This is a genomic window from Mesorhizobium sp. LSHC420B00 (genome assembly GCF_000503055.1).
Taxonomy (GTDB): domain Bacteria; phylum Pseudomonadota; class Alphaproteobacteria; order Rhizobiales; family Rhizobiaceae; genus Mesorhizobium.
This window is the reverse complement of sequence record NZ_AYVY01000034.1, coordinates 21,405-47,287: the sequence shown is the minus strand read 5'-3', so window position 1 is coordinate 47,287 and position 25,883 is coordinate 21,405. Positions and strand designations below refer to the sequence as shown.

Sequence of the window (25,883 nt, the reverse complement as noted above, 5' to 3'; positions counted from 1 at the left end):
GTGAACAACGGCGCAGAATTTGCAGCCATTGACGATCGAGGCACCCAATGCGCCAAGTTCGCGGTCGCGACGGGCGAGCCCGCCTTCGACATACATGATCGCGTTGAACAAGACGGTGCGGGCAAGATAGCTCTCGGGATCATGCACAAGGGTGCGCACATACTCCGAAACTTTCTTGGCCGATGGCGTAACCTTCATCGCTTCGAGCTGTTCCGGCGTGGCCTCGGAGAGCTCGACCGGTGCGATGTGGGGATGCCAATTGAGCGGCTTCAGGCGAACAGAGGAAATCATGCCGACCTCATCAGGCGCAAGCCGGTCGCCACCCGTGTCTGGAAGTTGACAAAAGCGATTAGCTCGGAGAGCGCGACGATCTGAGGATTGTTCAATCCAGCCTTCTCCAGGAGAGCGATATGGCTCGCTTCCGCCTTTTTCGGCGTCAGGGTGATCAGGTCAACATGACGAACGATGGTCGCCAGGGGTTCATTCAAATCCGTTTCCCCCTGGGCCAAGGCCAGAAGCTGCTCGGTCGGACCAAGCTGAGCCAGCTGCACATCATATTCGGCCACCAGGACCGGATCGGCGTTCAGGGCGGCCATGCGACGGGCAAGAGCAACACGCAAATTCGGCGCCAGCCCCTGATCGGTTGCCGGGTGCAGCACCGAGAGGCGACATTCTTCTGCCCCTCGCACGAATTCGAGCCGAAACCGCCTTGCGGCGAAAAGGGTATCATCCGGTGAAAGGCCGGCAGCCTTGTCCATCGCGTCGATCACAACGCGGCCTCCTTCTGCAGCAAGGGAGTTGAATCGACCCATTCGTCGCCCAGAAGTTCCGGCGTGTCGTAGGCGATCAGATTGGCGAAGTGGGTTTCGACATCCTCGGCAAACAGCGATGCGGCAATGCCGCGGACCAGACGGTCGGCCCCGGCGCTGACGGCCGGGATATCGCCGGAGACCTTGCCATGGGTCAGCATGGCGGCGTCGTTGAAGCAGTGGATATGCGCCAGCATCGGGCAGGAGCCGGGGACGCGTTCGCGAAACTCGAAGGCCGGACCGAGATCCGGCGCGTCCGACATACCTGCACGACCGGGCCCCATATCCGGCCTATATCGGCCATCCGACCAGGTGCGGATATGTGGGGCGATCGCCGCGAATTCCGGGCGGCCGTCGAAGTCATTTGAAAAGCCGGTCGCCGCGATCAGGAAGTCGTAGCGCAACGGTCCCTGCGTGGTTTCCACCAGCAGGGTCCCTGCCTCCTCCTTCACCGCAACTATGCCGCAGTCGAGAAGGAACCGAGCATTCGAATGGCGAGACACGCGGAGTGTCGATGAACGCGGCGGCGGTGTCTGGGTCGAGGCGGTATAATCGAAGAATTTCCACTTCCAGGCATCCGGCAAGTGATGCATGCCGAGTACGACACCCGGGCTGCCTATGCCGGTCAGCTTGTTGATGCGCGGCATTTCCTTGCGCCGGATCAACATGTCAACACAGCCGGCTCCCGCCTCGAGTGCCGTTGCGGCATTATCCATGGAAGAGGCACCGGCGCCGATCACCGCCACACGCTTGCCTTTCAGCGCATCGAAATCGATGTCGTCGGCAGAATGGGCCCAATAGGCGCGATCGATGCCGCTGAGGAAATCGGGCACGGCAAAACCGCCCAACCCGGACCGACCAGTGGCCAGAACGAGACGACGGGTGAGGACCCGGCCAGTCTCCGCGCCCTGGATATCGATCGCAATCAGATCTCCAACGGGTGCCAGTCCGGTCATGCGCACGCTGTTGCGCACCGGCAGACCGAGAACCTTGCGGTACCAGACCAGGTAGTCCATCCACTGGCTCTTGGGGATTTTGTCCAGCGACCGCCACGCCTCAACGCCCCATTGCGCCGTGAACCAGGCGCGGAACGTCAATTGCGGCAGGCCGAGCGACGGACCATGCAGGGTTTTCGGCGACCGGAGCGTTTGCATGCGAGCAAAGGTTACCCATGGTCCCTCGCGCCCGGCCGGAGCCGCATCATAGGCCACGACATTGGTTATCCCGGTCAGCACCAGCTTTGCCGTGGCAGCAAGTCCGCACATGCCGGCGCCGATCACCACGACATCACGGATCGGCACGCCATCGTGCGAACGCGCGGGAACCCATGGCTTGGCGGGCAGTTCGAGAAAGTCGAGATCCTGCGCGAGCTGTGCTTCGAGCGCAGCAAGACCTGTCGACGTTGGCGCGGCAGGGGTATGCTTCATATTCCCGTTCCGTGATTTGTGTCGGATGCCGGATCGTTCACCAATTGGCCAGCGAGGGCCGGATCTAGTTTCTTGAAGCCGACGATCGACCGTTCAGCCACCGCTTCGACCGCATCCATCAACGCCTGCGCAACTGGACGAAGGGGGCGTTTCTCGGCAGCCACAACGCCCCAATAGAAAAGAACGGTCACGTCGATCGGGCGAATGACGACCCCAGGCAGGGCCACGCCATAGGCGGTGAGGGGATCAATCACAGCCGCAACGCCAGTCCGCCGAACGATCTGCAACGCGCCATAAGCAGTATTCGTCCGGATCACTGGCCCGGTGTCGATGCCCCTGGCCGCCAATGCCTTGGAGACATGCAACTGGAAACGTAGGGGGTTGAGCAATGTGGCGACGCGGCGACCGGCAAAAGCGGAAAGCGGTATGACGTCAAGTTCAGCCAGCGGATCGTCCTCCCGCACGGCAGCAACATCAGGCGCTGAATAGAGCCGCAGGACATCCAGACCGGGCGTATCGAGCGGCAGGCTCGAAAACCCGATCTCGGCACGTCCGCTGCGCACCTCCTGGGCGACGATCGAGGGGAGAAACTGCCCCAGATGCGTCTCGTGCGGAAGTTCGACACCTTTGAGTTCGGCCATGGCCGTCGGGATCAAGCCAGTACCGATCGCGGAGGTGGTAACAATCTGCAGGATCCGCCCTCTGCCGGCGGCAATCATCTTGGCCCGCGCGGCTAGCTCGGTGAAGGACATCAGCAAGCGCCGCGCCTCCTCCTCGAAGGCCACACCCTCCTCGGACAACTGCACCCGCCGACCGACACGGTGCAGCAATTCGAAGCCGAGCTCTGCCTCGAGATCCTGAATGGTGCGTGTCACTGCAGGTTGGGAACGACCGAGCATGTCAGCCGCCTTGGTAATGCTGCCGCTGGCAGCAACCGCAAGGAAGCTCTGAAGGTCGCGGGTTTCCATGTTCTCTCTACATGCGCAATCCATATGATTGACATCGTCTCATTCATTTTTGATATATGTCAAGCGGAAACGAATATTCGCTGAGGCATGTTGCAATCGCGGGCTCAGGCCGGAATCCCATCGCCAGAAGCCGACGATGGCAGATGCGGCTCCGATTTGTGGAACCTCCTAGTGAGAAATGGAGGCTGCATTGCCCGCAACAGGAGGGAATTTATGCGCGTAAGCATTCTTGGCGCCGGAGCGATTGCTTACGGCCTTGCCGCCTTTCTGGCCGAAGCGGGACATGACCCTATGCTTTGGTCGCCTTCCGGAGAACGCACCAAGGCGCTGGCCGCCGGTGGATTGCTGAAGGCTACCGGAGCTATCAAGGCAACGACTAAGGTGCGCATCGCCAAGGATTGCGAAGACGCCATTGCCGATGCCGACGTCGTCATAATCGCGTTGCCGGCTTACGGGCACAAGATGGTGATGGACGCTGCCACTCCTTATCTAAGGGACGGAACGCCGGTTATCATCAGCTCGCACAGTTCCTTTGGGGCACTGTATCTCTCCAAGCGGCTTGCGGACCGGAAGGTTAGCCTGCCGATCGTCGTCTGGGGTACCACGCTCGTGACCGGGCAACAGCGCGGGCCAGCCGAAATCGATGTTGCAACCGTTCGCCAGAAACTGGATGTCGCGACGCTGCCTTTCAGTGCTCAGGACCAAGGGTTCGAGCTTTGCACGAGCTTGTTCGGCGATCGTTTCGTCAAGCGCGACGGCATGCTTGCTATCGCGCTCAGCAACCTCAATCCGCAGAACCATCTCGGGATCGCTCTTCTTAATCTCACACGCATGGAGAAGGGAGAACAGTGGAGCCAGGCCGGAAACGTCACCCCGGCTGTCGGCCGCTTTATCGAGGCTCTGGACGCGGAACGATTGGCGATCGCCGCCCGTTTTGGAATTGCCGTGCGCACAGTTGAAGAGCATTTTTCATTGTCGTTTCACGTCCCTATGGGCACCGTTTCGGAAATGAACCAGGAGATGGATCGCCAAGGCCGCGGCGGCTTCGGCCCGTCAACTATCGAAAGTCGCTATATTCTCGAGGACGTTCCGTTCGGGCTGCTGCCGACCGTTTTGTTGGGGAAGATCAGCGGAAATTCGGCGATTCTCCATGAATCTGGAATTGCCATATTCTCGGCGGCTTACGGTCGCGATCTTAAGGGAGATAATGATATTCTTCCCGCGCTGGGCTTCGAGGGAATGGCAAAAGCGGACCTCGAAAACCTTTGCCGTAACGGATTTTAACAAGTTTCACAGTGGACTGGGACATAGGCCAAGTGCCCGAAAAACCACCGGGGCTGGTTGCCGGCGAGCACGACATGCAGGTTCCTCGGCGAGCGCCGGGAGATGTCTCCAGGAACTCAGCACGAGATCAAATGGTCCCGCCCGGCGGTGTGAGTGGGTCTGTAGCAGGGTCCGTCATCGAAACCCAGAGCGGCATGGTTCCATCAGTTGCCAGATGCCTGAACATTGCATCAACTGCGCAGGCGCTTCGCGCCTCCATCAAGCCATGCAGGCGCCGACAGTCCGGAACAACGAGTGTCGTAGCCCGTTCAGGATAAGTGGTTCGTCCACAATCAGCTACGCGAGATAGACATGTTCCGATTTCTAGCGTTGGCAGGGACCATCTTGGGTCTGACGATCTCGCCGGCGCAGGCCGCCAGTGATGCGGATCAGGCTGTCGAACAATTTCACCGTACCTGTCTGGCCGAGGGTCCCAATTTCGAGCGCATGATAGAGACCGCGCACGAACGCAGGTGGACACTTATTGCCGAAGCAGGCTTCGCCGAACTCGCGCCAATCGCTAATCCAACCTCAGTGGAGGCATGGCTGGTGGCCGAAGCGGAGGAAGGATTGCCAGCAGGAACCATCATCGGCACCACCAAGGCAACGATGAGTGGCAAACCGGTGCAGACGTGTACGCTGGCATTTCCCGATATCGATCATGAGGCATTTCGGAAGAGTTTCTTCACCCGTACGGATGCCGAGAAGATTGCCGATGATCGCGATACGGAGGAGTTCTCGCGTCTCTACATCCTCGTTGCCGGCGGACGTAAGCAATTTGTCCGGCTGGTGGTCCTGCCTTCAACGCCACCAGGAAACCCGCGCGTCGTTGCCAGTTCGATCATGGCCGACTGACATGTCATTCCTCCCGCCCCCGTGCTCCCCTGGAGGGCGAACATTGCGGAACGTCGCGAGCAGCAGGAGATCGTAGATAATTTTCAGCCCACCGGCGATGATCAGGGGCCAGCCGAAGCTGGAGACGGCAAGGAGAGCCCCTGCGAGGACTGGACTGGCGGCCGCCGCGAGGCTGCGGGGGACGGCGGTGATGCTCGCCGCGGCAGCCCGCACTTCGGGCGTCACCACGGCCATGACGTACGATGTGCGGGTCGGCACGTCCATCTGCGACAGCGCGCTTCTAATCAGCAAAAGAGCGATCGCCGGAGCGACGCTCGGCATGAAGGGGATGAGCACCAGACAGAGGCTCGACGGAAGGTGCGTAAACACCATCGTGTTTATGAGTCCGATCTGCTGGGAAATTCGCACAGCGACCAAATAGGACGCAGCCGAAAGGACACCCGTCCAGAAAAAGATTGCGCCGGTCGCGGGGAGCGACAGGCCGAACCGTTGAAAGAGCCAGAGGGCCAACAACGACTGGACGACGAAGCCGCCTGCGAAAGCATCGAGGCTGAAGAGCGCGGCGAGCGTTAGAATGATGGAGCGAGACCTGCGCAATGGCTGTGCCGACACTCTGTTTGCGCCAGGCGCGTCACTCGGCCGCCGCCGATAGAGGAGCACCGCCGCCAACCCAAGCGAGGCATAAAATAGAAAAGCTGCCTGGAGGGCCTGCTTCATTTCCAGGCCGATGGCGTCGCGGAGAAAGTCGGGCGCTCCGGCGGCCAGCGCCCCGACGGCGCCGGCGAGAGAGCCGATGAGGCTGTAGCGCGCAAAGAGCGCCGTGCGGCCGCGGTCGGTGACGTTCTGCGCAAGCTGCGCATGTTCGAGCGGTAGAAACACGCTGACGTCCCCTGAAGATGGGTTCAGCGTGCCGACGAACGCGATGAGAAGCAGCGGCCAGAAGTCGTGAACGACAGCGAAGACGATACCCGTGGCTATCATCAGGACAGCCGCTGCGGTCAGCAGCGCTCGACGGGAGAAGCGATGCGCGACGATCCAACAGCCAGGGTGAGGACGGCTGAGCCCGCGAGCGTCGCCGTCGACAGGGTTCCGATCTCGAAGGCGTCGAAGCCGAGCGTGGCCAGGTAGGCGGGAAGCAGGATGCTGACCACACCGTCACCGAACGCCCGCAGTCCCCTCGATGTCAGCAGGTTCGCAACAGTCGGCTCAGCACCGGCAGGAAGCAGCCTGAAGCGCCGCTTCGGAATAGCTTTGCGCAAACCGTGCGCGAGCCACTGTAATGTCAACGATGCCTCCTCACCACTGGTAAGCGGCGCTGGCTGCACGGCTTAGATCGCTCCCGTCGCCATCCCGTAGAGCAGCCCGAGGATCGAACAGCCGGCGAGCACCGGGAGCATGCCGATCTTGAAGCGAAACACCGCTAGCAGCGCACCTAATGTCAGGACAAGCGACGGGATGTTGACAGAGCTGAATGCGGGCACATCGACCGTCATGCCGAACCCTTTGACCTCGCGCAGTGCTCCAAACAGAACGTGAAGCGCGAACCACACTGCCAGGTTCAGGATCACGCCCACCACGGCTGCCGTTATGGTCGCCAGCGCGGCGGACAAGGCCTTGTTGCTGCGCAGCGTTTCCACGAACGGCGCACCGACAAATATCCAGAGGAAGCAAGGTGTGAAGGTGACCCAGGTGGTGAGCAGGCCGCCCAGCGTTCCGGCGAGCAGCGGATTAAGCGATCCCGGCGCTCGATACGCGCCCATGAAGCCGACGAACTGGGTCACCATGATCAAGGGGCCAGGCGTCGTCTCCGCCATGCCGAGGCCGTCCAGCATCTCGCCTGGCTTCAGCCAGCCATATGTATCGACAGCCTGCTGCGCCACGTAAGCAAGGACGGCGTAGGCGCCTCCGAAGGTCACGACCGCCATCTTCGAGAAAAAGACCGCGATATCGGCGAAGACATTGCCGGACCCGAACAGCACGAAAAGGCCGAGGACAGGTGCCAGCCATAGCACCAGAAACACACCTCCGATCTTCAACGACCAGCTGACCGGCGGGCGAGCATGGGCAGGAATGCCTTCGCCGAGCGCCGATTCCGCGTCGGCGACCTGCTTGCCGCCGACCTTGCCATGGCCGTTGCCCGCCATGAACGCTGCCAGCCCGGCCCGCCCGCCGACGTACCCGATCACTCCGGCCGTCAGGACAATGAGCGGGAACGGGAGATGGAACAGGAAGAGCCCGATAAAGGCGGCGGCGGCGAGGCCTGTCATGACCTTGTTCTTGAGCGCTCGCTTGCCGACCCGGATAACCGCCTCGAGCACGATGGCGAGGACAGCGGCCTTCAGGCCGAAGAAAAGCGCCTGCACCGCGCCGACATTGCCTAAAATCGCATAGATCCAGCTCAGCGCCATGATGGCGATGACGCCCGGCAGTACGAACAGCGTGCCGGCCACGAGCCCGCCTCGGGTTTTATGCAGGAGCCACCCGATGTAGACGGCGAGCTGCTGGGCCTCCGGTCCTGGCAGCAGCATGCAGTAGTTCAGCGCATGCAGGAACCGCGTCTCGCCGATCCAGCGCTTCTCCTCAACGAGGATGCGATGCATTACCGCGATCTGGCCGGCCGGGCCACCAAAACTCAACGCAGCGACTCGCGCCCAGACCCGCACTGCTTCGCGGAAGGGGATGCAATGCGAAGGTTCATCCCCCAGCGCATTCGGATGGACGGCATGGACGCTGGTCATTGGTTCCCCTCACCCGCGCTTCTGGCGGAAATACTGGTAGAGATTGTCGAAGACCGGGCCGCCCTGCGCGATCCGCTGCTCGTCGCCCTTATTCGTCATGGCGATGCCCGCGATTAGGCTGGCAATGCCCGTCGTCTCGTCGCGCCCGAACTTGCCGTCCTTGAGGTCGATATCATGGACGATCTCGGCGATGGCCTGCAGCGCCGGGTCGTCAAGCCCGGCCCGGGTGAGCAGCACCTCGAAGCTGCAGCGGTCGCCCTCATGGGTGACCTCACCGTCAAACATATCAAAGCGCAGCTCTCTCGGCTTCGCCGCATAGCTCTTGCCCGGGACGAAGCGGATGACGGCGTCTGGATCAATGAAGCGGCGGATCAGCCAGCTGCAGGCAATCCGGTCGATATGCACGTCACGGCGTGTCACCCAGATCCGGCCCTTGAGGTCCGTGATCGGCTCAGCCGCCTTCGACTCCTCGGTCATGGGCTGGTCCTCCACGACATGCGTTTCGAGCTCGGCGAGCAACCCCTCAACCGCGAGGCGACCGGTAGCGCCGAAAAAATCGATCGTGTCCACTTCGGCGACCCGCTTGCGCATTCGGTTGAGCTGCGGCCGCGTCTCCACACGTTTCTCCGGCGCAGCGTTCGCGCCGATCTCGGCGGCGAGACCACGCGCTTCTTTGGCGATCTCCGCATAGTCGGCATCACGCGCCGCATCGAACAGCGCCTGGACCTGGGCATCCGACAGCCCGTCGACGAGACGCGCCTCGCACACCATCGCCTCGCCACCACCCGCGACGATCTCCTTCAGGAGCCACTCGAAATCCTCCTGCGTCTCGGCATTGGCCGGCAGTGCATAGACGGTGCTTTTCACCGCGACCGCGCCGATGCCTTGCAGCCGCCGCCAGATCTTCACCCGGAAATAGGCCGGCTTGCTCGGCAGCCGATGGATAAGGAGCAGCCAGCGCTGTTCCGTCGTTTCCCCCTCACTCATAAGTGAACCGTATCACGTGCACAAATAAATGCAACACTTGTATCATTTCACATTCGGGCGTAGCGTTGACCTCCTTATGGCAGTGGGCCGCCTGGGCTTGTTGCCAAATCAAGGGAGACAAGGCCGTGAAATGGGTTACCCGCGAACGTCCGGTCATCGACCGCATTGCCTGCCCCTGGCTGATCGCCCGCTTCATCGACAAGGAGTCCGAATTCCTGTTCGTGCCACCCGATCAGGTGATCCGGGTTGCACAGGAGACGGGCGCTACGCCGTATGACGTGCCCGGCGTCGAATTCACGCATGTCGGCGACGGCTGCAGTGTCGACACCTTCGTCTCGAAATACGGCCTCGAGCGCACCCGGCGATCGTGACCATTGCCGCGATCGTGCGCGGTGCCGACACCGACCGGCATGACCTGACGCCGCAATCGGCCGGGTTGCTGGCGATCTCCATGGGTCTGCGGGACCTGACGCCCGACGACCATGAGGTGCTGAACCACGGCTTCGTCATCTATGACGCGCTCTACGCGTGGGCTTCGGGCCGCAAAGCGGAAACGCACAGCTGGCCTCCCGCCACGAAGCCAGCAGCCGCATGACGAATTGGGCAATGGGGGCAGATCACAAGGAGAAACCCCATGCATGCAAAACTCGTGACCGGAGCAATGCTGATCGCGATGTCGGCGCTGCTCCAACCGGCATCGGCGGCACCCGATTGGCAAACAATCGCAAAGGCGCTCGGCAAATCCGGAGCAGAGACGCCTGATGGCGTCTATCGAGTGGGCTTGCCACGAACGGACCTGAAGGTGTCGCTCGACGGCGTGGCCCTGAAACCCGGCTTTGCGCTCGGAGGCTGGGTCGCGTTCGAACCCATGGGAAATCAGACTATGGTCATGGGCGACATCGTTCTGACGCAGGACGAGGTGAACCCGGTCATGAAGAAGTTGGAAGAAGGCGGGATCGAGATCACCGCGGTGCACAACCACCTGCTGCGCGCGGAGCCGATGACGCTCTACATGCACGTGTTCGGCCAGGGCGACCCGGTTACGCTCGCCACAGCGCTTCATGCCGGATTGGCGCTGAGCAAAACACCGATGGGAGGCGGCGCCCAGCCGCAAGCCGCTCCGCAGATCGACTTCGACGCAGCCGGTGTCGACCAAACCATCGGTTATAAGGGCAAAGCCAATGGCGCGATCTACCAGTTCACGATCCCGCGCGCTAAGCCGGTCGAGGAAAATGGAATGGAAGTGCCGGCGGCCATGGGCTCGGCAATAGCGATCAACTTCCAATCGACAGGTGGCGGCAAGGCGGCGATCACGGGAGATTTTGTGCTGACCGCAAAGGAGGTCAATCTGGTTATCAAAGCCATGCAGGACAACGGCATCGAGATCACCGCACTGCATAGCCACATGCTCGATGAGCAGCCGCGGCTCTTCTTCATGCATTTCTGGGCGAACGACGATGTGCAGAAGCTGGCGAAAGGCCTGCGCGCAGCCCTCGACAAGGTCGCCGTCAAGAAGAGCTAGATTGGTGGCCCGTCCAACGGCGGAGTTCGGCCGGCTCGGAGCGATCGCCGGCCTTCTTCCCGCCGCCTCGGGAATTGTTCTCTGGCAGGGCGTCTTTCTGCCACCAGCATTCCGCCGGAGATCGCCTTTCCACCGCACACGAGACTCAAAAGGCGGGCCGGGTTTTTGCGAACCGATGCGTTCGGAACGATCGGAGGCCCGCTTCGTTCTGATCCGATGGACTGGATTAGACTAGGCCTCCTGGCGTTGGCGGGGTTCCTCACCTGGACGCTGAACACCCTCTCGGCCGGAGGCGGAGGTCTATTGCTGATCCCCGCCGTGACTTTCATCACAGGGAGCGCGGCGGTTGCGCCGGTCATCACCTTGACCGAGCTCATCGGCAATCCCATCCGCGCCCTGGCCTTCCGGCGCGACATCGATTGGAGCCTCGTCCGTTGGTACCTGCCCGGCGCCATCGCCGGTGCCGCTGCGGGCTCCTGGCTCTTCGCCAACAGTCGGGCGGAATGGCTCCAGATACTCATAGGGATCTATCTGATCAGTGCAGTCTGGGAATTTCGCGGCGGGGCGCGCGAGCGGAGCTACCGAGCCCGCCGCTGGTGGTTCCTCCCGGCCGGCCTGATCGTCGCGCTGTTGTCGGCGCTGATGGGCACGGTGGGACCCGTCTTGAATTCGCTCTATCTGAACTACGGTTCGGAGAAGGAGACGTTGGTCGCCACGAAATCGGTGAACTCGTTTGTGACCGATGTCGTCAAGATCGCGGTATTCACCGGACTTGGCGCGCTCGGGGGTCAGGCGGCCATGTACGGCGCAGCCGCGGGTTTGGGCGCTGCGCTTGCCAATCTGCTGGCCAAGCGCTGGCTCGAGCGCCTGAGTGGACGACAGTTCCGCGGCCTTGTGGTCGCGCTCATGGCTGTCAGTGGAGCGCTGATGGTCTGGAACCAGCACAGCTTTGTTGTGCAGGCCTGGCGCGCGGCCACAGGAATGTCTTAACAATGTCGACGTTGGCTGAAGCCCTTCGCGCGCTGTGCCTTAGCTTGGTTGGCCGGTCCCGCGACGCGCAGCAGCTGGCGAAAGGACTGCGCGCGGCCCCTTGACAAGGTCGCCGTCAAGAAAGGCTAGGCTTCCCGACCGCCTGTATCAGACGTGGCTCTTGGGCTGGCTCCTTCGAACCAGTCGGGCCTAACCCGCTCAGGTTGGAGAAGCTTCGCGAGGTCAGATGACGCTCAGCGTCACGGCGGCAAGAACAAGATAACGGCCAACCTTGGCGGCAGTGACCAGCAAAAAAAGCTCGCGCAGGACACCGGCAATGACGGTCAGCCTCGCGAAACGCGTTGGGGGCAGAAACGCCATCTTTTCAGATAACCGGGCGGCGGCCGCTATCGGCCAGATGACAGGCTGCAACGCCGCCATGCGGCACCGATCGCAGCATCGGTTCCTCGACCCGGCAGACATCGATCGCCACCGGACAGCGCGTGTTGAACCGGCACCCCGGAGGCGGCGCGCTGGGACTTGGCGGATCGCCGGCGAGAATGATCCGGCGGCGCCCGGCTTCGATGCGAGGATCGGGAGAAGGAACAGCCGACAGCAGCGCTTGGCTGTAGGGATGGGCCGGCTCGCGAAATAATGGCCGGGTCACGCCAGCTTCCGAGATGCGGCCGAGATACATCACCGTCACGTCCGAGCAGACCTCGCGCACGATCGCCAGATCATGCGCGACAATGACAATGGTCAGACCAAGCTGCTTCTGCAGCGACGTGAACAGGTTAACGATCTGCGCCCGGATCGAAACGTCGAGCGCGCTGAGCGGTTCGTCGCAGACCAGTATGGACGGCTTCAGCGCAAGCGCGCGCGCAATCGAAACGCGCTGCCGCTGGCCACCCGAGAGCGACCTTGGCAAACGGTCGAGCACCGTCTCAGGCAGCGCAACCAGATCCAGAAGCTCGGCGATGCGGCGCCGGCGCTCGACTGATGAACCGAAGCGATGGATCTGCAGCGGCTCCTCCAGTGTCTGGTAGACGGACTGGCGGCGGCTCATCGACCCCAACGGGTCCTGGAAGACGAACTGGACTTCGCGGCTGAACGACTTCCTGTCCGATTTCAGCCATTCGGCGCGATTCCTTCCTCCAATCAGCACGGTGCCTTCGCTCTCCTTCTGCAAACCGACGATGGTACGGGCCAGCGTGGTCTTGCCGCAGCCGGACTCGCCGACGATGCCGTGGAACGCGCCACGCGCGACCGTCAGGTCTATGCCATCGACCGCCCGCACCGCGCCGGCACCCGAACGGTTGGCGAAATGCACCTTCAATCCCCTGACCTCGATCGCCGCGGCATCAGACATGGACGGCGATCCCCTCTCGTTTCAGCACGACCGGGCAAGCCACACGGTGCGGGCTCGTCGACGCGGATATCGTCTGCAGCGGCGGCCGGTGCTGCCGGCAACCGGCTTCGACCAGTTCGCAGCGCTCGGCAAACCGGCAACCCGGTTCCAGCCTGATCTGGTTTGGCGGCAGGCCAGGTATCTCGCGGGTCGCCGCGCGTTCGTCGGCGCGAAAATCCGGCACCGATGCGAGCAGCCCGCGCGTATAGGGATGGACTGGCCGGGTCAGCACATCCATCGCCGTCCCCTCCTCCGCCACCTGGCCGGCGTAAAGCACGATGACGCGATCGGCGACGGAAGCGACCACGCCGATATCGTGCGTGATCAGCACGACCGCGATGCCATCCTCGCGCTGGATCTGACGGATGAGCTCCAGGATTTGCGCCTGGACCGTGGCGTCCAGCGCCGTGGTCGGCTCGTCTGCGATCAGCACGCGCGGCCGGGCCGCCAGCGCCAGCGCGATCATCGCGCGTTGCAGCATGCCGCCCGACATTTCGTGCGGATAGCGGTTATAGCGATCCTCGGGGTCCGGGATGCCGGAGCGCGCCAGAAGCGAGACCGCTTCCTTGCGCGCTGCCTCATGCGACAGGCCAGCGAAACGGCGCGCCTGGCGTGCCAGCTGCGGGCCGATTTTCAGCATCGGGTTCAACGCGCTCATCGGGTCCTGGAAAATCACGCCGAAATAGCGCCCGCGCAGGTCCGACAATTGCCGGGAACCGATGCTGAGCAGTTCGCTTCCGTCGGCTCGCGCCGACCCTTTCATGTCCACGGTCACGCCCTCGGGCAGCAGGCCGAGCGGACCGAGCGTCATTACGGTCTTTCCCGAACCGCTTTCGCCGACGACCGCGACCGTTTCTCCGGGACGGACGTTGAACGACACCCCGTCCACCGCCCGCACAGAAACGGTGGTGGCGTAGAGGTCGATGACCAAATCTTCGATCGAATAGATTGGCTGAGCGTCGCTCATGCTGAAGTCGTTCCCGTTTCGACGGCGTTACGCTCGGCTTCTTCGCGAGCGCGCGCCCTTCGGCGTCTGCGCAACGTCGCGCCGCGAACCGGCCGCGGCACCTTTTGCAATGCGAAGGCTTCGCCCAGAAGGTTAAAGCTGACCACGACCAGCGTCAGCGCCAGACCGGGCAGCACGACGAGGCGCGGCACCTCCTCGATGTAGCTCATGCCGTCGACCAGCATCTGGCCCCATTCCGGTGTCGGCGGTGCGACGCCAAGTCCGAGAAAGCTGAGCGTGGCGATGGCCAGCACAAGAGCGCCGGCGTCGGCGCTTGCATAGACCACGACGAGGGCAAGCACATGCGGCAGGATATGGCGAACAAAAATCCACAGATGGCCGGCGCCCATCACGCGGGCCGCCTCGATATAGGGCTGCTGCAGCTCGGCGGTGACGACGGCGCGGCTCATGCGGGCATAGTTCGCCCACCACGCCAGGGTGAGCGCCGTTATCATCGACCAGTAGCCGGTGCCCAGAATGCCGATCAACGCCAGCGCGATCACCAGGCTCGGAAGTGCCAGCGCAATATCGATGATGCTGATAAGGACGAGCTCGACACGGCCGCCGACATAGCCGGCGAAGGAGCCGATCGTGACCCCGATCGCCAACGCGGCCACAAGCACGATCACCATCGCCACCAGGGAAATGCGGGCGCCACCGACGATGCGGCTGAAGACGTCTCGGCCGAGATAGTCGGTGCCGAGCCAGTGGTTCCAGCTCATGCCCTCCAGTGTCGCCGAATAGTCCTGCGCACTTGGATCGTAAGGCATGATAGCAGGAGCGAAGATGCCGATCAGCACAAAGCCGATTACGGGGAGCAGCACCAGCCACGGCCAGTCCTTGATGTCCCTGATAGCGGAAATGTTCATCGCCTCATGCTCCCCGCGCCCGGCGCATTCGCGGATCCGCGACGATGCAAATCATGTCGACGATGAAATTGACCATGACGAAGAAGACGACAAACAGCAGCAGCACCGACTGCATGCCGATGAAGTCGCGGAAGCGGATCGCCTCGATGAAAAAGGCACCGACGCCGCGCAATGCAAATACCGTCTCGACGACGATCGATCCGATGATCATCAGCGTGAATTGCGCGCCGAATGTCGTCAGGAACGGAATGGCGATGTTGGGCAGCGCCTCGCGCAGCAGCACCTGCGTTCTGGTATAGCCCTTGGCGAAGCCGGTTGTCGCAAACGGCCGCGACATCGCTTCCTGGAGGTTGACCCGAACGACGCGGCTGAGAACGGAGGCCGGGAACAGCGCGATCGTCACCCACGGCAGAAGCCATGAGGTGAAGCCGCTGGTCCCGAAGGTGGGTACCCAGCCCAGCATCACCGAAAACACGATGACCAGCAGCGCCGCCACGAAGAAGTTCGGGGTCGACGCGCCGATCAGCGAAAATGCATGGAGGAACCTGTCCATCACGCCACCATTGCTGACGGCGCCGGCAATGCCGAGCGCGATCGAGAAAATGAAGGCGAGAATGCCNGATGCGGGCGGCAAACTCCGACGAGATCGGCTTTCCCGTTCGCAGTGAGATGCCGAAATCCCCGGCCAGCGCGCCGGAAAGCCAGCGTCCGTAGCGGATCGGCAACGGGTCGTAGAGACCGAGCTCGTTGCCAATCTTGGCGATCATTTGCGCGTCAGCGCCAGGACCTGCCGCACGCTCGGCAATGAGCGCCGCAACATTGCCCGGAGCCGCCGCAACCAGGGCGAATGTCAGCGCGGATGCCGCCAGGATCAAAAGGCAGGCAAGCAGCATCCGTCGCAGGATCGTGCGTTTCATCGTCAGGCCTCACTCGGGCTCGAAGTCTTCAGGCCTTCAGCGTGATCGCCTTGAACGGCAAGTCGTAGTCAGTCGCCGGAAGCGAGAAGTTCTCTGCGCGCGGATTGTGAGCCCACAGCCGCTGGCTGACGACAAGCGGACAGATGGCGGTGTTGTCGTGCAGCCAATCGTAGAGAGCCTGCATCTTCAGGTCGCGTTCGGCGCCGCTCGCCTCGAGCGCAGCCTTGACTACGCCGTCGAGCGCGTCCGAGACATAGATCTTGCCGTCAGGCCCGCTGTCCGCCGTCGAGACGAAGGCATTGCCAAGGGTCCCGTGAGGGTCATAGGGAGCGCCATAGGTGGTGAAGAAAGCGAGATCATAGTCGAAGGCCGGACGCCGTTCATGCATGGTGGCATTGTCCACCGAGGAGACTTGGACCTGGAAACCGACCTCGGACAATTGACCCTGGATCATTTCGGCGATGCGCCGCGATCCCGGCAGGGACTCTTCGGAAACGAGAAAATCGATGGTCAGTGGAGAGCCGGCCTTGGTCCAGGCACCACCGCTGTCGACCCAGCCGCCATCGGCAAGGATCTTCTTGGCCGCCGCCACGTCGCGCACCGGCACGTCATGCCGCTTGCCCGAGGAAGGCACGTTCGCCGGGAACAGATCGGCGGCCGGGTCGGCAAAGCCCTCGAACAGCACCTTGGCGATCGCCGCCCGGTCGACCGATGCATAGACGGCGTCACGGACGGCCTTGTCCGCGATGATCTTCGACTTCGGCGAATAGCCGAGCAGCATCGTCGCCGTGCCCGGTTCGGCCACGACCTTCATGCCGTCGCTTTCCAGTGCGCGAGCGCGGCGCGGCGACAGCGTCGCCACCCAGTCGCCACCGATGACATCGAGGTCGCCTGAGCGCAGACCATTGGCGCGAGCGAGTTCGTCCGGAACCACCTTCAATTCCATGCGGCTGAAGAGCGGCTTCTCGCCCCAGTATTTGTCGTTGCGAATGAGGGTGGTGCCGCTCGAATCGTATTTTTCGACGATCCACGGTCCGGTGCCGATCGGCGCCGTCTGCTTGCCATCCTTGTCGACCGCCTTGGGCGACAGGAAACGGACGGGCCGCACGATGGTGAGTTCAAGCAGTGCCGCCGGCACTGGCCGCTTCAGCTTGACCGTCAACTTGTTCGGTCCATCGGTGACGATGCTATCGAAAGCGTCGGAGATGCCGATCCATGAAAAGTCGCTCACCCCCAACCAGCGCTTGAGGTTCCATTCGGCCGCAGCCGAGTCAAACGGTGTGCCGTCGCTGAAAGTCACGCCTTCACGCAGATCGAAAGCGATTGACAACTGATCGTCCGCGACAGTCCATTTGGTGGCAAGTCCCGGCTCAAGCGCGCCGTTCTGGCCGTAGTGGATCAGCGCATCGAAGACGATGGTGTAGGTGCTCAGCGTCGACACGTTCTGCAGCAAATCGAGATCGCCGGTCTCCGCGGCGATGGCAATCTTCAGCGTGTCGTTGGTTTCGGAGAAGGCGCTGCGTGGCAGCGCGGCGGCGAAGGCAAGTCCGGCAGTGGAAACAAGGAAATTGCGGCGGTCGAGAGTGATCATGTCAGTTCCCCATTTTTTGATTGATTTTGAATCATGCTAACTCGGATATGCGATATGTCTATACTTATTCGGTCTGCGTCGGCTCAAGAGAAAGGTCGGAAGCGATGGTCGCGAATGTGTTGCCATGAGCCGCTACATCCAGCTCAGTGTCACCGCCGCGAGCGCTAGGTAGCGGCCAACCTTCGCGATCGTGACGATCACGAGGAAGCTCCAGAACGGCTCCCGCAGGACGCCCGCCACGATCGTCAGCGGATCGCCGACGAGGGGCAGCCAGCTCAACAGCAGCGACCATCGTCCATAGCGCTGGTACCATCGCGTCGCGCGCGTCAGTGCGGAGGGCTTCACCGGGAACCATTTGCGGTCGCGAAAGTGATCGACGCCCCGGCCAAGCCACCAATTGACGATCGAGCCGAGCACATTGCCTGCGCTTGCGGAGACGATGAGCAGAGCCGGAGCATAGCTTTCCGTCAGAAGCAGTCCCGCAAGGGCTGCTTCTGATTGCATCGGCAGGATTGTAGCCGCCACGAACGCGGTCAGAAAAAGACCGCCATAGACGGCGAGATCGCCAGGCATGCCGGGCGCTCAACTTGCTTTTGGCCATTGCGGGTGCCGATCATCGACAACGTAACCATGCGAATGCTCATAGCCTGCTTCCGACCATACCGCGTCGCCGATGTGCCGGTCGTCTTTGGGCAGATCGACATGCGTGTGCACAAGCACGTCCGGATCGTGTTTCGGCCACAGCCAGATCGCGGCAATCAGGGCGGCGGCGCCCATGACGCCAAGCAGAATGAATGTGAAGGGCAATCCCATTGCCGCCCCGACGCGGCCGGCAATCGGATAGGTGATCAGCCAGCAGGCATGAGACAGTGCGAATTGAGCGGCAAACAGAGCGGGCCGATCGACGGCATCGGCGGAACGCCTGATCAATCTGCCCGTTGGCGTCTGCGCCAGTGAATAGCCGAGCCCGAGCACGAACCAGAGCGGCAGCAGCAGATAGTAGCTGCTGGCGAGAGGCCCTATCAGCACCCCGGCGACCAGTATCGCGGCGCCCGAGAGCATCGCAACCCGGTCCGGTACGTTCTCAAGCAACCGCGGCAGGGCAAGAGCTGCAATCATCGATCCACCGCCAAAGGCTGCGAGCGCCAGCGCCGTGTCGGTTTGGGAGAGGCCAAATTGCGCCTGCACCAGGACCACCGTGTTGACGATCACCATGGCGCTGGCCGCCGCGACGGCAAGATTAAGGGCCAGCAGGCCGCGCAAACGCGGCGTCGCCAGATAGATGCGGATCCCGCGCGTCGTGCGTTCATAGATGCCGCGCGGCTCCGAGGGCTGCGGGCTGGGCAGAACCACAGAGACGACCAGAGCCGCTGACGCCAGGAACCCGACAACCGTGCCGGCGAACAGGCTATGGAAGCTTATGACTGAAAGCAGCGCCGCCGCGAGGATGGGGCTGACGACGCTTTCCAGGTCGTAGGCCAGTCGCGAGAGCGACAAGGCCCGTGTGTAGTCCTTCTCTTTGGGCAGCACGTCAGGGATCGAAGCCTGGAACGTCGGGGTGAAGCCTGCTGACGCCGACTGCAGGATGAAGATGAGAAGATATATCTGCCAGACTTCGGTGACGAAGGGCAGGAACACGGCGACCCCTGCCCTGATGAGGTCGAGCGAAACCAGCATGGTGCGGCGCGGCAGGCGCTCGGCGAACGCAGCGGCGACAGGCGCCACGCCGACATAGGCGATCATCTTGATGGCGAGCGCCGTGCCGAGCACCGCGCCGGCATCGGCGCCGGCAAGGTCATAGGCCAGCAGCCCGAGCGCCACGGTGGCAAGGCCAGTGCCAATCAGGGCGATGACCTGGGCCAGGAAGAGATGACGGTAGGTGCGATTGGCCAAGACCTGAAGCATATTTTTGTCTTCTTGCAGTTCGAGACGGCTCGTCGAGCCAGAGACGGAGTACGAGCCGGCACACGGATCTCAGTGATGGTGGCCTTCGGGTTCGACCATCTTGAACGGCAGCACCTGTTCGCGATCCTTGGCCTTCAGGACCAGTCTTGCCTCGAATTCATGCGGCTCGGCAGGGGCCAACGTGCTCTCAAGGCGATGATGATTGTCGGCGACAGGATCGAGGTGCAACGTCTCCGGCCCCTCTGGCCGGTCGATGATCACCGTCGCCGTCAAATCGTCGGCGTGCCGGTCGATCGTCAGACGCATCCGCTCGCCGGCAGGCGTGTCGACGATCTCCAGTGTCCCCGCAGCCAGATCGCAGTCGACCTTGAACGGCTCCGGCGCATGATGACCATGAGCGTGAGAGGGTTCCGTGCCCTTTTCGGCAGATCCGGCCGGGCTTTCCAGACGCACATTCGCTTCCGCCAACGCCGGCAAGTGGGCGAACAGTTCCTCCTTGAGGGCTTCGGTGACGCCCAGCACATCCTTGGCCGTCGCCGCGTCGGCGACACTGATGGCAACGTCGGCATGCAGGCGGTGGCCGATCCAGCGCGCCTGCACGCTTTGGACACGTTCGATACCGGGCACGTGCTCGGCGGCATGATGGATTTCGTCGACGATGCCGGGCTCGACACCGTCGAGCATGCGCGTGAGGACTGCCTTCGAAGACTGCCAGACGATCGCGAAGATGGCCACCGTGATCAAGAGCCCGATGATCGGATCGGCCAGCGGAAACCCCAGCCATACGCCGATAGCACCCAGCACAACCGCCAGACTGGTAAAGCCGTCGGTGCGCGCATGGTAGCCATCCGCGATCAGCGCCGCGCTGTTGATCTCGCGGCCGACCCGGATACGGAACACAGCGACGGCTTCGTTGCCTAAGAAACCGATGATGCCGGCTATGGCGACCCAACCAAGAAATGCGATGGGACGCGGATTGATCAGCCTGTCGATCGCCTCATAGCCGGCGACGATGGCGCTGAACAGGATGATGAGAACGATGACGATCCCGGCCAGGTCCTCGACCCGGCCCAGCCCGTAGGTGAACGTCTTGCTCGGTTTGCGGCGGGCCAGCACGAACGCGATCCACAGCGGAATGGCAGTGGCCGCGTCGCCGACATTGTGGATCGTGTCGGCCAGCAGCGCCACGCTGCCGGAGAGGAACACGACCACGAGCTGGAGCGCTGCCGTGATGGCCAGAACGACGAATGACCATTTGATCGCCCAGATGCCGCGCGTCGTCGTGGCGATCGTCGGATCGATGACGCCATGGGTGTGGCCATGGCCGCCATCACCGTGATCATGTCCGTGGCCGCCCTTGCCACGCGTCATCGGGCCAAACCCAAACCAGTCGCGAACTTTGTCCATAATGGCGCTTCTCACAGGTACTTGGTGATATCCTTGAACTCGTCGATCGAACGGCGCTGCTCGCGTGCCAGCGGCCCGACGACATCTTCAAGGCAATGGTTGAGATGATCCTGGATCAGGGTCTTCTTGGCTTGCGAAATGGCCTTCTCGACAGCATGAAGCTGCTGGGCGAGGTCGAGGCAGGGCCGGCCCGCTTCGATCATTTCGATGACGCCCTTGAGATGTCCTCCGGCCCGTTTCAGGCGCTTGACGATATCGGGATGGGTTTCGTGGATGTGGGGTTGGCCGCTCATATGTTGATACTATCCTCCCGGAGGGGATATGCAAGTCTCAAAGAGGCCTCGATTCTGGTGCATGCAACAACCATTCCTTAGGATTTTGGAGAATAATCGCCGTTCATGCCGAATCGGATCCACAGCTCAGTTTTTTGTCTCGTCATCGCCTTGGCGATGACGTTCGGCATGCTGCGCCCCGTCGGCTATTCGGCCTCGCACGATCCGGTCGCACTTGCCGCCGCCACGATCGAGCGCCAAGTTGAAGCCGCCGCGCAGATCGAAAATCATGACCATGCAAATGATGACGGCGTAGCCGACGAGCAGAGCGCTGGCCATTTTCACGGGCACGATGCGGCCGACCATTCGCACGAGACAGCGAGCACGCCTGTCGGGTTCGCACCGACCTTTCCGCAGGTCGAACGGGGCTGGCTGAATTATCCGCCGACTTTCGTCGATCCGGGCACGACATTCCGGCTTGAGCGACCGCCGAGACCATTCCTCGCCGCATGATCGCGGCCGCTCACGCGGCCACCCTCAACGACGAAGATTGGAAATCTTATGCAAGGACCCTTCGACCGGGGCCGGACAGGCTCGCGTCGCACGTGTTGGCGACCCGCCCTGCCCCTGCTTATCGCTCTCATGACCCTGCCGCTGCTCACCGGAGTAGCCTTTGCCCATGCCGTCGCTGCCGGCGACAAGGGCTACATCCAGGAAATCTCGGGCATCAACGTGTTGCCCTTCATCTATCTCGGAGCCAAGCACATGGTGACGGGATACGACCACATCCTGTTCCTGTTCGGCGTGATCTTCTTCCTCCACCGGATGAAGCATATCGGCATCTATGTCAGCCTGTTTGCGCTCGGCCACTCCACGACCATGCTGCTTGGCGTCTACTTCAACGTCGGCATCAACAGCTACATCATCGACGCGATCATCGGCCTGTCCGTGGTCTACAAGGCGCTCGACAATATGGGCGCTTTCCAGCGATGGCTCGGCTTCCAGCCGAACACCAAGATCGCGACGCTGGTCTTCGGCTTCTTCCATGGTTTCGGCCTGTCGACGAAGATCATCGAATACAACATCTCGTCGGACGGCCTGGTGCCCAACCTTTTGGCCTTCAATGTCGGTGTCGAGATCGGGCAGCTCTTGGCCCTTGGCGCCATCCTGATCGTGATGGGCTACTGGCGCCGGACACGAAGCTTCTGGCGCCACGCCTACACGGCAAACGTCATCATGATGACGGCCGGATTCCTGCTGATCGGATATCAGCTCACTGGCCTGTTCGTCGCTGCATAAGGAACCGAAACCATGTACAACACCGATCTTCCCGGACGCGCCGATCTGCCGACTTCGGCGCAGCTGAAGCGCTCCACCTTCATTGCCGCGCTGACGGCGCTTGCCCTGCTCGTCACGATCGTCATGCCATCCGAGTATGCGATCGACCCGACCGGAGCAGGCAGATTGCTCGGCCTCACCAATATGGGCGAAATCAAGACGCAACTGGCGGCAGAGGCGGCAGCGGATGAAATGGCCAGCGCGAAGGCTACGGCCGAGCGGATGACGCAAATGGTCCCTCCGGCCGAGTTGATGGCGCGCATGGACCGAATTGAAAACCTCCTCGTCGCCCTGACCGCCGAACGGCCTGCTTTGCAGCCGTCGCCAACTGGGGAGGCCGTATCCCAAGACAATGTGACAGTTGGAGAGATCGCTCCTGCCGAGGCTCCGGCCATTGCTGCAGCGCCTGCCACCGAAGCAGCCTCGGAAACCCCGATCCGGCCAGATGGAAGGCAAGACGAGCTATCCTTCACGTTGGCGCCAGGCCAGGGTGCCGAAGTCAAGCTCGTGATGCGGCAGGGCGCCAAGGCAAACTTTTCCTGGACAGCTGACGGTGGCGTGGTGAACTTCGAGACGCACGGCGATGGCGGCGGTCAGTCCGTAAGCTACGAAAAGGGTCGCAGCGTTCCAGCTGACGAACGTGCCATTGAAGCCGCCTTCGATGGAAATCATGGTTNGCGCATCTGAATGTCGTCGTTCGATGCCTTCAGCGCCTTCGATGGAAATCATGGTTGGTTCTGGCGGAATCGCGGTGGCAGCGACGTGACCCTGACGATCCAGACTGAAGGCGACTACATCGACGTCAAGCGTATGATCTAGCGCATACAGGGTCGCCCGGCGCCACTTCGAGCGTCGGGCGTCACCTATCCGTCTGTTCCACCGACGAGCGCAGATGCGCGTCGAAGCTTTGCGCCGCGACGAAGACACGGCTGACCTCCAGGTAAACGGGTCTTGATCCACCGCTCGATCTGGTTCACGGCATTTCAGCCTGACGTGATCTGCCAAACGGCTACGCCGGCAAGCGCCAAGCCGGCAGTGCCCTCAATGGCTCGGGAAATGGCATCGAACAGGCGTGGCCGGCTATCGAAAAAATGCACCAGACGTTCACGAAACACGATCGACAGCACCGCAACGCAAGACAGCGTCAGCGCCACGCCGGCCATCATTGTGATTGCGAAAAGAATGCCGGCGAGCGGAACGCCTCTGGACATTGCGAAGGTCATCACGAAAAGCGTCAGCGGGCATGGGATCAGGCCGGCCATGACGCCGACGGCCTCGCCCTCATGCTTGTGGTGATGGCCGTGGCTCAATGCGCGCCAGAGCATCCAAATGCCGATCAGGCCAAGCAGGCCCCGACTGACGTCTTCCAGCAGTGGGGCGCGGCCAACACTGCCCAGGGCAATCGATACCAACGGCAACGAGAGCGCCGCGATCAGCACGGCAATCGTTACATGCGTGAAGGAGAGTGTCAGCGACACCAGAAGCCCACGCCGGACGCTGGCGTCCGATCCTGCCAGATAGGTGGCCAGGACAGCCTTGCTATGGCCCGGCGTCAGCGCATGCGCCGCACCGAACAGAATGCCCATGGGCAGAAAGGCCGTGAACGCCAGCCAACCGCCGCCAGCCGCAAGCAGTTTGATCTGCTCGGCCAGTGCCAAGTAGATTGTGCGTTGGAATTCAACAAGGGTCTGGAAAAACACGATCGAGCCGCCCGCCTCAACCACACGTCAACTCAAGACGCGTCGCGAAAATCTTGCCGAGATCGGTCCCCGTCGGGTCACTGAAGAACGCGTCTGTCAGGCTCTTCTGGTTCTGCGCGATGGCCGTGTCCGGATCTGGACGGACGACGGAACGTGAGCAGCCTTGCGGCAGACCGGCCACCGCAAGCTTTTCGTCCTCGGTAAAATCGATCGCCGTGTAGAAGGTCGGATCGTAGACACCGATACTGACTTTTCCAGCAAGGGCCAACGGGTCCTTCGGCTGCGTTTCGAACTGGACGACGAGTTGATCGTTTTCATAGCTGACGCTGAACTTCGGCGGTGGCGCCATCGTCACGTCCTTGCCGTTCAAGGTCACCATCTGAAAGTAGTTGTACTCGGCCAACGACGCATGGACGGTGAGAGCGACTTCATCGAGTTCCTTCGCATCAAGGACAAGGTCGGAATTCTTGTCGAATTCCATCAGCACAGTGCTGGAAAAGAGGTCGTCGAAACGCCAGAGATGCCGAAGCGACTTGACCGTCCTGTCTGGACCGACGGTCAGGTCCAGCTTCGCTTCGGCAAAGACATGCGGATGGGCGTTCGCTGCCGCGGTGGAAGCGAGCAACAGCGCCGCGCCGGATACCATGCCTGTCAGTTGCATTTTTCGCTCACATTTCGCTCGTCGATTCCGCATCAGGCAGGACACCTGCCATTGCAAGCAGGCCGAAATGGGACGGGCCAAAGCCCATACCAACCTTGATCGATCAGGGCTGTGTTGCTTCATCTAAGGAGGCAGCTACCCAAGGTCGCCCTTCAGCCAATGTTTGAGCATGATCACCGCGATACCAGCAAGGATTGCCAGCACTATCATCCAGATGATCTTTTGCCGATCGCTCAATTTCCTGCTCCTGATCGATTCAGAGCATTCCTATCGCGAGTTCCTTGCAAACGCAAAAAGCCCCGCGTCCCGTGCTGATAACACCAGCTGATCCGCCCTAGTCGTCGGCGATCGAGCTTGCAATGATGGTGTTCGACGTGGTCCGGGACCTCCGGAACATCAAATGGACAAGCTGCTTGCGATTGCCGGCTGTCAATATGTAGAGTTTGGAAACTTGCGTTCCGTTTCTGTCCTCGCCGATTTTTTCGGCATCGGTCCGGGCGAAGAAACGCTCCTCGAATGGCGCGCCGTCGACATCGAATAGCTTTATGGAGCAAGTTTGCACGGACTTGCCATTCAGTGGCTTATGTCACCGCGATCATGGTTTTGGCCGGGAGGTCGTCACCGATCGCCTCCCGGCCCTGGAAGGCGTCTATGTCACCGACGGGGGCAAGTGCTGCGTCGCCGGACAACGGAGTCCATCCGCGTCTCCTGGCCGCAGCGACGGTTCGTTCGAAGTCAGGTCCATGGGCAAGACAAATACCGTGAAAAGCTTCCAACGCCAGATCGACATTATCGGCACGCACCAGCGGCGATCTCAGGCATATAGCAGCGAACGCCGGGATAAAGAGGGGCTTCGACATCAGCACACCGCAGGATCAAAAAATGGACCGTCTGGCACGTTAGTCAAGAGTGCCATTTAGCGGGCCCAGCTGCTGCGACGAGATCGACCTGCATCCGACTGTCGGCGGCTGCGCCGTCGCCCCGTAGTATCATTCGCCAGTTATTCTCCGACGCGGTCCGCATTGAAGACCCGCGGTAGCCGTCGAACTTGTGTGTCCATTCCCTCGGCCCTCGGGAGGCTTCTCCACCAGGGTGGGGATCAAAGGAGCGATGAACGCTAGCCGGCTGGGGCTGGCAGTTACTCGTTTACGCATGGAATCGTGTCTAGGTTGCAGGCATATATCCGCACTCCACACGTCCTGACGTTGGTT

General features: G+C 61.8%; 29 protein-coding genes and 2 pseudogenes. 11 read left to right on the top strand and 20 right to left on the bottom strand.

What is annotated here, in order from left to right:
- The 4 genes from X760_RS68865 to X760_RS68850 form a co-directional block, all read right to left on the bottom strand.
- Positions 1-291, bottom strand: a 291-nt coding sequence (locus tag X760_RS68865) for a carboxymuconolactone decarboxylase family protein (protein ID WP_023722144.1), incomplete at its 3' end; no start/stop codon positions are given.
- On the bottom strand, positions 288-770 hold the full coding sequence (locus X760_RS68860; RefSeq protein ID WP_023722143.1) for a hypothetical protein: 483 nt from the start codon (positions 768-770) through the stop codon (positions 288-290). The genes X760_RS68865 and X760_RS68860, both read right to left, overlap by 4 nt.
- Entirely contained in the window at positions 767-2,236 is a 1,470-nt protein-coding gene (locus tag X760_RS68855) for an NAD(P)/FAD-dependent oxidoreductase (RefSeq protein WP_023722142.1), read from the bottom strand. The genes X760_RS68860 and X760_RS68855 overlap by 4 nt, the downstream gene beginning before the upstream one ends.
- Positions 2,233-3,204: a LysR family transcriptional regulator gene (locus tag X760_RS68850; protein ID WP_023722141.1), complete on the bottom strand. Its 972-nt coding sequence runs from the start codon at positions 3,202-3,204 to the stop codon at positions 2,233-2,235. The genes X760_RS68855 and X760_RS68850 overlap by 4 nt, the downstream gene beginning before the upstream one ends.
- A 213-nt stretch (positions 3,205-3,417) precedes the next feature.
- Between X760_RS68850 and X760_RS68845 the strand changes: the two genes are divergently transcribed.
- On the top strand, positions 3,418-4,488 hold the full coding sequence (locus X760_RS68845; RefSeq protein ID WP_023722140.1) for an NAD/NADP octopine/nopaline dehydrogenase family protein: 1,071 nt from the start codon (positions 3,418-3,420) through the stop codon (positions 4,486-4,488).
- A 351-nt stretch (positions 4,489-4,839) separates the two neighbouring features.
- Complete coding sequence (locus X760_RS68840; RefSeq protein ID WP_156948253.1) at positions 4,840-5,382, top strand: hypothetical protein; 543 nt, start codon at positions 4,840-4,842, stop codon at positions 5,380-5,382.
- Positions 5,383-5,403: 21 nt separating this feature from the next.
- Here X760_RS68840 and X760_RS68835 read toward each other — a convergent pair.
- The 3 genes and pseudogenes from X760_RS68835 to X760_RS68825 form a co-directional block, all read right to left on the bottom strand.
- Positions 5,404-6,608: pseudogene (locus X760_RS68835) on the bottom strand (MFS transporter); the annotation flags it as partial.
- A 102-nt stretch (positions 6,609-6,710) separates the two neighbouring features.
- Positions 6,711-8,120, bottom strand: coding sequence for a chromate efflux transporter (chrA, locus tag X760_RS68830; RefSeq protein WP_023722136.1), 1,410 nt, complete (start codon positions 8,118-8,120; stop codon positions 6,711-6,713).
- A 9-nt stretch (positions 8,121-8,129) separates the two neighbouring features.
- Positions 8,130-9,107 (bottom strand): chromate resistance protein ChrB domain-containing protein, encoded by a 978-nt coding sequence (locus X760_RS68825; RefSeq protein ID WP_023722135.1) that lies wholly within the window; start codon positions 9,105-9,107, stop codon positions 8,130-8,132.
- Between the two features lie 125 nt (positions 9,108-9,232).
- On the opposite strand from X760_RS68825, the gene X760_RS78355 reads away from it, so the two are divergent.
- The 4 genes from X760_RS78355 to X760_RS68810 all read left to right on the top strand — a co-directional run bounded on the left by X760_RS78355 (position 9,233) and on the right by X760_RS68810 (position 11,619).
- Complete coding sequence (locus X760_RS78355) at positions 9,233-9,478, top strand: chromate resistance protein ChrB domain-containing protein (RefSeq protein WP_023722134.1); 246 nt, start codon at positions 9,233-9,235, stop codon at positions 9,476-9,478.
- On the top strand, positions 9,475-9,702 hold the full coding sequence (locus tag X760_RS78350) for a chromate resistance protein ChrB domain-containing protein (RefSeq protein ID WP_023722133.1): 228 nt from the start codon (positions 9,475-9,477) through the stop codon (positions 9,700-9,702). Before X760_RS78355 ends, X760_RS78350 begins: the two co-directional genes overlap by 4 nt.
- 78 nt (positions 9,703-9,780) lie before the next feature.
- Complete coding sequence (locus tag X760_RS68815) at positions 9,781-10,629, top strand: DUF1259 domain-containing protein (protein ID WP_245278731.1); 849 nt, start codon at positions 9,781-9,783, stop codon at positions 10,627-10,629.
- A gap of 216 nt (positions 10,630-10,845) precedes the next feature.
- Positions 10,846-11,619 (top strand): sulfite exporter TauE/SafE family protein, encoded by a 774-nt coding sequence (locus tag X760_RS68810; RefSeq protein ID WP_023722131.1) that lies wholly within the window; start codon positions 10,846-10,848, stop codon positions 11,617-11,619.
- A gap of 222 nt (positions 11,620-11,841) precedes the next feature.
- Here the strand turns inward: X760_RS68810 and X760_RS77450 are convergent.
- The 10 genes and pseudogenes from X760_RS77450 to X760_RS68765 form a co-directional block, all read right to left on the bottom strand.
- A pseudogene (locus X760_RS77450) lies at positions 11,842-11,946 on the bottom strand (DedA family protein); the annotation flags it as partial.
- Between the two features lie 37 nt (positions 11,947-11,983).
- A complete protein-coding gene (locus X760_RS68805) occupies positions 11,984-12,967 on the bottom strand; it encodes an ABC transporter ATP-binding protein (RefSeq protein ID WP_023722129.1) in 984 nt (327 codons plus the stop codon).
- Complete coding sequence (locus X760_RS68800; protein WP_023722128.1) at positions 12,960-13,973, bottom strand: ABC transporter ATP-binding protein; 1,014 nt, start codon at positions 13,971-13,973, stop codon at positions 12,960-12,962. Before X760_RS68800 ends, X760_RS68805 begins: the two co-directional genes overlap by 8 nt.
- Entirely contained in the window at positions 13,970-14,881 is a 912-nt protein-coding gene (locus X760_RS68795; RefSeq protein ID WP_023722127.1) for an ABC transporter permease, read from the bottom strand. Before X760_RS68795 ends, X760_RS68800 begins: the two co-directional genes overlap by 4 nt.
- Before the next feature lie 4 nt (positions 14,882-14,885).
- The gene (locus X760_RS68790) at positions 14,886-15,515 is read right to left on the bottom strand and encodes an ABC transporter permease (RefSeq protein WP_023722126.1); all 630 of its coding nucleotides are present in this window, start codon (positions 15,513-15,515) and stop codon (positions 14,886-14,888) included.
- Positions 15,516-15,826: 311 nt separating this feature from the next.
- Positions 15,827-17,389 (bottom strand): ABC transporter substrate-binding protein, encoded by a 1,563-nt coding sequence (locus tag X760_RS68785; protein ID WP_023722124.1) that lies wholly within the window; start codon positions 17,387-17,389, stop codon positions 15,827-15,829.
- Between the two features lie 132 nt (positions 17,390-17,521).
- Positions 17,522-17,962 carry a YqaA family protein gene (locus X760_RS68780; protein WP_023722123.1) on the bottom strand — a complete coding sequence of 147 codons (441 nt, stop codon included), beginning with the start codon at positions 17,960-17,962 and terminating at the stop codon, positions 17,522-17,524.
- 9 nt (positions 17,963-17,971) lie between these two features.
- Positions 17,972-19,294, bottom strand: coding sequence for an MFS transporter (locus X760_RS68775; protein ID WP_023708305.1), 1,323 nt, complete (start codon positions 19,292-19,294; stop codon positions 17,972-17,974).
- Positions 19,295-19,363: 69 nt separating this feature from the next.
- Positions 19,364-20,704 carry a cation diffusion facilitator family transporter gene (locus X760_RS68770; protein ID WP_156948255.1) on the bottom strand — a complete coding sequence of 447 codons (1,341 nt, stop codon included), beginning with the start codon at positions 20,702-20,704 and terminating at the stop codon, positions 19,364-19,366.
- Between the two features lie 8 nt (positions 20,705-20,712).
- Positions 20,713-20,994: a metal-sensing transcriptional repressor gene (locus tag X760_RS68765; protein ID WP_023722121.1), complete on the bottom strand. Its 282-nt coding sequence runs from the start codon at positions 20,992-20,994 to the stop codon at positions 20,713-20,715.
- 105 nt (positions 20,995-21,099) lie between these two features.
- Between X760_RS68765 and X760_RS73915 the strand changes: the two genes are divergently transcribed.
- From X760_RS73915 to X760_RS79225, 4 genes are all read left to right on the top strand, one after another.
- Positions 21,100-21,486, top strand: coding sequence for a hypothetical protein (locus tag X760_RS73915; protein ID WP_023722120.1), 387 nt, complete (start codon positions 21,100-21,102; stop codon positions 21,484-21,486).
- Positions 21,487-21,615: 129 nt separating this feature from the next.
- Positions 21,616-22,272 (top strand): HupE/UreJ family protein, encoded by a 657-nt coding sequence (locus tag X760_RS68760; RefSeq protein WP_023722119.1) that lies wholly within the window; start codon positions 21,616-21,618, stop codon positions 22,270-22,272.
- Positions 22,273-22,437: 165 nt separating this feature from the next.
- On the top strand, positions 22,438-22,998 hold the full coding sequence (locus tag X760_RS68755; RefSeq protein ID WP_348633257.1) for a hypothetical protein: 561 nt from the start codon (positions 22,438-22,440) through the stop codon (positions 22,996-22,998).
- On the top strand, positions 22,999-23,130 hold the full coding sequence (locus X760_RS79225) for a hypothetical protein (RefSeq protein ID WP_023722117.1): 132 nt from the start codon (positions 22,999-23,001) through the stop codon (positions 23,128-23,130).
- A gap of 164 nt (positions 23,131-23,294) precedes the next feature.
- Here X760_RS79225 and X760_RS68750 read toward each other — a convergent pair whose 3' ends face one another.
- Entirely contained in the window at positions 23,295-24,011 is a 717-nt protein-coding gene (locus X760_RS68750) for an ABC transporter permease (protein ID WP_031194984.1), read from the bottom strand.
- A gap of 16 nt (positions 24,012-24,027) precedes the next feature.
- On the bottom strand, positions 24,028-24,657 hold the full coding sequence (locus X760_RS68745) for a DUF1007 family protein (protein ID WP_031194983.1): 630 nt from the start codon (positions 24,655-24,657) through the stop codon (positions 24,028-24,030).
- 415 nt (positions 24,658-25,072) lie between these two features.
- Between X760_RS68745 and X760_RS76730 the strand changes: the two genes are divergently transcribed.
- Positions 25,073-25,213, top strand: a complete 141-nt coding sequence (locus X760_RS76730) for a hypothetical protein (protein ID WP_023722114.1) — start codon at positions 25,073-25,075, stop codon at positions 25,211-25,213.
- A gap of 40 nt (positions 25,214-25,253) precedes the next feature.
- Here X760_RS76730 and X760_RS68740 read toward each other — a convergent pair whose 3' ends face one another.
- A complete protein-coding gene (locus X760_RS68740) occupies positions 25,254-25,532 on the bottom strand; it encodes a hypothetical protein (protein WP_023722113.1) in 279 nt (92 codons plus the stop codon).
- Positions 25,533-25,883: the final 351 nt, after the last annotated feature.